5 protein-coding genes and 1 pseudogene are annotated in these 6445 nt (G+C 71.5%); 1 reads left to right on the forward strand and 5 read right to left on the reverse strand.

The genetic code is table 11. From position 1 onward, the window contains the following. The 5 genes and pseudogenes from ACWGIU_RS25950 to ureA all read right to left on the reverse strand — a co-directional run. A pseudogene (locus tag ACWGIU_RS25950) lies at positions 1-314 on the reverse strand (citramalate synthase); the annotation flags it as partial. 343 nt (positions 315-657) lie between these two features. Next, on the reverse strand, positions 658-1278 hold the full coding sequence (locus ACWGIU_RS25955; RefSeq protein ID WP_453709607.1) for a TetR/AcrR family transcriptional regulator: 621 nt from the start codon (positions 1276-1278) through the stop codon (positions 658-660). A gap of 40 nt (positions 1279-1318) precedes the next feature. Continuing rightward, positions 1319-2353 carry an agmatine deiminase family protein gene (locus ACWGIU_RS25960; protein WP_453709609.1) on the reverse strand — a complete coding sequence of 345 codons (1035 nt, stop codon included), beginning with the start codon at positions 2351-2353 and terminating at the stop codon, positions 1319-1321. Between the two features lie 30 nt (positions 2354-2383). Then, the gene (locus ACWGIU_RS25965) at positions 2384-4117 is read right to left on the reverse strand and encodes an urease subunit alpha (RefSeq protein WP_453709611.1); all 1734 of its coding nucleotides are present in this window, start codon (positions 4115-4117) and stop codon (positions 2384-2386) included. After that, positions 4114-4824: an urease subunit gamma gene (ureA, locus tag ACWGIU_RS25970; RefSeq protein WP_453709613.1), complete on the reverse strand. Its 711-nt coding sequence runs from the start codon at positions 4822-4824 to the stop codon at positions 4114-4116. The genes ACWGIU_RS25965 and ureA overlap by 4 nt, the downstream gene beginning before the upstream one ends. A gap of 154 nt (positions 4825-4978) precedes the next feature. Here ureA and ACWGIU_RS25975 point away from each other — a divergent pair, with 154 nt between their 5' ends. Then, a complete protein-coding gene (locus ACWGIU_RS25975; protein WP_453709615.1) occupies positions 4979-6406 on the forward strand; it encodes a cytosine permease in 1428 nt (475 codons plus the stop codon). The last annotated feature ends 39 nt before the right edge of the window (positions 6407-6445 follow it).

A 6445-nucleotide genomic window follows, 5' to 3' on the forward strand; every position in this document is an offset into this window, starting at 1 on the left:
AGTCGGGGGAGGGGCGGAAGGCGGTGGACGGCGCGGGGGGTGGCGCCGAAGGCGACCAGCTGGGCGTTCCTGAAGGAGATCTCCGCGCGGGCACGGGAGAAGAACTCGGTGTCACGGGGGTTGGCTCCAGGCCAGCCTCCCTCGATGAAGCCCACTCCGAAGTCGTCCAGATGCCGGGCGATCGTCAGCTTGTCGGCGACGGTGAGGTTGATGCCCTCACGCTGGGCGCCGTCGCGCAGGGTGGTGTCGAAGACGTGGAAGCTGTCGTCCAGGCCTTCTGACAGCGCAGTCGCCGCCTCGGGTGTCGTCGTCATGCTGATCTGACTCCTGTCGGATGAGTGGTTCCGGATGCCCGCCAAAGGGGCAGGCCACCGTCACTGCCCTCATCATCGCGCGCGGTCGGGTCCCGGCGTGGATGGTCCGGGAAACGAAAAAACCTCTCGCGGGTAGCGAGAGGTCTGCGCGCGGGTCCGAGGCACGGTGTCCGCTTCCGCGAAGTTCTTCCGCGGTTCAGCGGCCACTGGGGACCGGCGCGCTGCTGGCGATAATCATGAGCTGAGCAGGCACGCTGGCAGTGTGCCACACCGCTCGCCGCGAATGGACAGGAATCTCAGCATACGGACGCCTGTGGCCGACGGGGCTGCGAGCGGCCGCCGGCTACGGCCGGGGAGCGAGGGTCTCCACCAGGAATTCCCGCACGTGGGCGAGGATCGCCGCGCGGTCCAGGGTCGGCAGGCCCACGGCCAGCTGGATGCTGAATCCGTCGAGCAGGGCCCGGACCCGGGTCGCCACGCGCTCGGCGTCCACCGGGCGGAACTCCCCGCGCGAGATGCCCTCGGCGAGGAGGGCCACCAGGTCCCGGTGCCAGGCGCCCTCGATGGCCGCCTGCCGGTCGCGCTCCTGGGGGCCGGCGTTCTGGGAGCGGTTCCAGACCTCCAGCCACAGCGTCCAGTGCGGGTCGCGGGCGTGCGTGGGCACGTACAGGTCGACGTACGCCTGCAGGCGCTCGCCGACCGGACCGCGGCGGGCGAGCAGGGCCCGCCGCTCGCCGCCCAGCTCCGCCTCGCTCCACTCCAGGGTCTGCAGCAGGAGCTCGTCCTTGCTGTGGAAGTAGTAGAGGAGGTGGCCGCTGCTCATACCGACCTCGCGGCCCAGTCCGGCCATGGTCAGGCCTTCCAGGCCGCGTTCGGCGATCGTGGCCATGGCGGCGACGAGTACGTCCTCGCGCGGGGGCGCGTTCTTCCGCGCCGCCCGTACCGGTACTCCACCCGCCACCATGGACCCACTCCTTGTCGGTCGGCCGCCGGTCGTCCGCGGATCAGACCTTCGGCTGCTGCTGGGTGATGCAGTGGATACCGCCACCCCCGGCGAAAATCGTACGTGCGTCGACGAGTGTCACGGTCCGCTCCGGAAACAGCCCGCGGAAGATCTCGGCGGCCTCCTCGTCGCGCGGGTCGTCGAAGGCGCACAGCACGACACCGCCGTTGCACAGGTAGTGATTGATGTACGAGTAGTCCACCCACTCCCCGTCCGCCTCCAGGACGGTCGGCGCCGGGATCTCCACGACCTCCAGCCGCCGCCCGCGGGCGTCGGTGGATGCGCGCAGGAGGGCCGCGATGGTCTTGCAGCGCTCGTGGTCCGGGTGGGCCGGGTCGGGCTGGGTGTGGACCATGACGACGCCGGGGCGGGCGAAGGCGGCGACGATGTCGACGTGGCCCTGGGTGCCGTAGGTGCCGTAGTCGCCGGCCAAGCCGTACGGCAGCCAGATCGCCTTGGTGGTGCCGAGGTGGGCGTGGATCTCGGCCTCCACCTGCCGGCGGGTCCAGCCGGGGTTGCGGCCCTCGCCCAGCTGGACGGTGTCGGTGAGGAGTACGGTGCCCTCGCCGTCTACGTGGACGGCGCCGCCCTCGTTGACGAGCCGGGTGCTGTACGTGCGGGTGCCGGCCAGGTCCGAGACGTGGCGGGCGATCTTCGAGTCGTGGTCCCAGCGGGCCCACTCCTGGGCGCCCCAGCCGTTGAAGGTCCAGTCGACGGCGGCGAGCTCGCCGGCGTCGTTGGTGACGAAGGTCGGGCCGATGTCGCGCATCCACGCGTCGTCGAGCTCCTGCTCGACCAGCTGTACGTCGTCGCCGACGATCGCGCGGGCACTCTCCGCGTCGCCGGGCGAGACCACCAGCGTCACCGGCTCGTACGCGCGCACGGCTCGGGCGACGGAGCCCCAGGCTTCGCGGGCCTCGGCGAGCTCCTGCGCGTTGGTGAAGGTCGGGTTGGGGCTGGGCCAGGCCATCCAGGTGCGCTCGTGGGGCGTCCACTCGGCGGGCATCCGGAAGCCGTCGTTCACAGGCTTGGTCATGGCAGGCGGGTCCTTACGGGCTGTGCTGACTTACAGGAAGTACAGGCGGTTGAGGGAGACCGATTCGGCGGCTTCGGACCGCAGCGGTTCTCCGTCGAGGGAGACCAGTCCGCTGCGCGCGTCCACATCGACCGCGCCCACCCGGGAGTTGAGCAGGAGGTCCCCGGGGCCGATCCCCCGGGTGCCGCGGACGGCTACGCGGCGTCGGCGGGTCGGCATCTCGTCGCTGCCGAGGGCCGCGGCCGCAGCGGAGACGAAGGCGACGGAGATGTCGGCGGCCGTCGCCCCGTACGAGCCGAACTGCGGGCCGAGGATCAGTGGTTCGCAGGTGTCGGTGGCGGCGTTGGGGTCGCCGGTGACTCCGTAGGCCGGGAAGCCGGACTTCAGCACGAGCTGGGGCTTGGCGCCGAAGAACTGCGGACGCCACAGGACGATGTCGGCGAGTTTGCCGACCTCGATGGAGCCGATCTCGTGGGCGAGTCCGTGGGCGATGGCGGGGTTGATGGTCAGCTTGGCGATGTACCGCAGGACGCGGGCGTTGTCGTCGCCCTCGCCGTCGCCGTCCATCGGGCCGAGCTCCCCCTTCATCTTGGCGGCCATCGCGAAGGTGCGGCGGATGGTCTCGCCGGCGCGGCCCATGCCCTGGGCGTCGGAAGAGGTGATACCGATCGCCCCGAGGTCGTGCAGGACGTCCTCGGCGCCCATCGTCGCGGCCCGGATCCGGTCGCGGGCCATGGCGGCGTCGCCGGGCAGGTCGGGCTTGAGGTCGTGGACCGAGACGATCATTCCGTAGTGCTCGGCGACCGCGTCCCGGCCGAAGGGCAGCGTGGGATTGGTGGAGGAGCCGATGACGTTCGGCACGCCCGCCATCTTCAGCACGTTGGGGACGTGCCCCCCGCCGCAGCCCTCGATGTGGAAGGCATGGATCGTCCGCCCGTCCAGGACCCGCAGGGTGTCCTCGACCGAGAGGCACTCGTTCAGGCCGTCACTGTGCAGGGCCACCTGCACATCGTGCTCCTCGGCCACCCGCAGCGCCGTGTCCAGGGCCCGGGTGTGCGCGCCCATGTCCTCGTGCACCTTGAACCCGGACGCGCCGCCCTCGGCGAGCGCCTCGACCAGCGGGGCGGGGTCCGACGAGGAACCACGGGCCAGGAAGCCGATGTTCACCGGCCAGGCGTCGAAGGCGCCGAAGGCGTGCTTCAGCGCCCACGGTGAGTTGACACCCACACCCCAGACCGGCCCGAACTCCTGGCCGATGACCGTGGTGACGCCTGCGGCGAGCGAGGCCTCCATGATGCGCGGGGAGAGCAGGTGGACGTGGGTGTCCACGGCTCCGGCGGTGGCGATGAGCCCCTCGCCGGAGACGATCGACGTGCCCGTGCCGACCACGATGTCGACCCCGTCGAGGGTGTCGGGGTTGCCGGCCCGGCCGATCGCGTGGATGCGACCCTCGCGGATGCCGATGGAGACCTTGCGGATGCCCAGCACGGCGTCGATCACCAACACGTTGCTGATGACGACATCGCAGGTCTCGCGGACGGCGGCGGCCTTCAGGTGCAGGCCGTCGCGGGCGGTCTTGCCGAAGCCGGCGAGGAACTCGTCGCCGGGCTTCTGCGCGTCGGACTCCACCCGGACGGTGAGTCCGGAGTCGCCGAGCCGCACCCGGTCGCCGGCGCGGGGGCCGAAGACGGAGGCGTACTCGTGCGGGTCGATGTGCCGGCTGCCCGGCGCACAGTGGTCACTGTGCGGCGTCTTCCTGCTCACGCCCGGTCTCCGTCCTCGTGATCGGCGATGACGCCGAGATAGCCGCAGGCCGCCGCGCGGCGCAGGGCCTCGTCCCTGGCCCCGGGCGCGTCCAGGGGCCCGTCGACCAGCCCCGCGAAACCGATCGCGACGCGGTCGCCGCCGATCGGGACCAGGCCCACCTCGCCCTCGCCGTGCGGGTCGAACCGCACGGACGAGCCCGCCGGCACGCACAGCCGCATCCCGTAGGCCGCGGCCCGGTCGAAGTCGAGCCGCGGATTCGCCTCGAAGAAATGGAAGTGCGAGGTCACACTCACCGGCACGGCGGCGGTATTGCGGACGTGCAGGTGCAGGACCGGCGCCGGCTGGGGGGCGCCGGGGCCGGGGACGACCGCGCCCGGGGCATCGTCGCCGAGCGGGACCGCGCCCTGGATGGGGGACGAGACCACCGCGAGGCGGGATCCGTCATCGAAGACGGCCTCGACGTGGACCTCGGCGACCACGTCGGCGACGCCCGGCAGGACATCGCCGGGACCCAGCACGCTGCGGGCCTCCTCGATGGCCTCCGCGAGCCGCTTGCCGTCACGTGCCGCCTCGCAGACCGTGTCCGCGATCAGTGCGGTGGCCTCCGGGACATTCAGTTTCAGGCCACGGGCCCGCCGGGCCCTGGCCAGCTCCGCAGCGCTGCGAAGCAGCAGCCGGTCGCGCTCCGTAGGGGTCAGCCGCACGCCGATCCACCACCTCTTGAGTCGATGGGTTAGAGCATCACTCTAACTCTTCATTTCCTTGCAAGGAATCATTGACCTAGGACCAGGCTTAGGTCACATTGAGTGTCGCTCAAACAAGCGCAACCACCCCCCGCCCTGCCAAGGGAGTCCCCCCATGCCCATCGAACAGCGCGGAGTCGACACCATCCCGGAGGAGGAGCGGACGAGCGGCCCCCGTGACCTGATCTCGATCCTTCTCGGCTCCAACCTCTGCCTCGGTGTGATCGTCTTCGGCTGGCTGCCCCCGTCCTTCGGACTGGGCCTGTGGCCCTCGGTCACCGCCATCGTGACCGGCACGCTCGTCGGTATCGCCTTCACCGCGCCGCTGGCGCTCGTCTCCCTGCGCACCGCGACCAACCTCTCGACGTCCAGCGGCGCGCAGTTCGGCGTCCGCGGCCGGCTCGTCGGCTCGGTGGTCGGCCTGCTGCTCTCGCTCGGCTACACCGCGCTGACCCTGTGGATCGGCGGCGACGTGATGGTGGGCGCCCTCTCGCGGCTCACCGGGCTGCCGGACACCGGTGCCACGCGCGGCGTGATGTACGGCGCACTCGCCGTCTGTACCGTCGTCGCGGCCGTCTTCGGCTACCGGCTGCTGCTGCGCATGAGCAAGATGCTCTCCATCGGCATGGTGGTGCTGCTGGCCATCGGCGTCTTCGCCTACTCCGGGGACTTCACCACCGCCGCCCCGCCGGAGACCGCGTACCTGCTCGGCTCCTTCTGGCCGACCTGGATCCTCGCCGCCGTCGCCGCCGGGCTCAGCGGCCCGGTCGCCTTCATCACCCTGCTCGGCGACTACACCCGCTACATCTCCCCGCGCCGGCACAGCTCCCGCAAGGTCCTCTGGGCCACCGGCTCCGGACTGCTCCTCGGCCTCCTGGTCCCGCAGCTGTTCGGCACCTACACGGCGCTCGCCGCCCGGGCCGGAGCCGAGTACGCCGGCCCGCTGGTGGCGGCCTCGCCCTTCTGGTACCTGGTCCCGCTGCTCGCCGCCGCCGCTGCCGGTTCCGTCGGCAACGCCGGGCTGATGCTCTACTCGATGGGGCTCGACCTCGACGCCATCGTGCCCAAGGCCACCCGCACCACGGCCACCCTGGTCGCCGCGGCCGTCGCCACCGCCTTCGTCTTCATCGGCTCCTTCGAGTGGGACGTGCAGTCCGCGATGACCTCGTTCGTGCTGCTGCTGACCGCGATCGGCACCCCGTGGGCCGTGATCACCCTCATCGGGTACGTACGCTGCCGCGGGCGCTACGACGCCGACGCGCTCCAGGTCTTCAACCGCCGCTCGGCGGGCGGGATCTACTGGTACCGCTCCGGCTGGAACGTCGCCGCCACCGCCTCCTGGGCGATCGGCGCCGGCGTCGGCCTGCTCGCCGTGACCACGCCCTTCTACGAGGGCCCGCTGCTCGCCCTCACCGGTGGCGTGGACTGCTCCTTCGTCCTGTCCGGCCTGACGGGCGGGCTCGTGTACACCGCCCTCACCGTCCACCGCTCCCCCGCCGCGCTCCCGGCGGTCGCCGCCGCCGAGGAACCGGCGAACGCCTGAGCACCCCCGTACGCGGGCAGGCCCGCGCCCCCGGCCATA

The sequence above is a fragment of the Streptomyces sp. NPDC054840 genome (assembly GCF_053611065.1).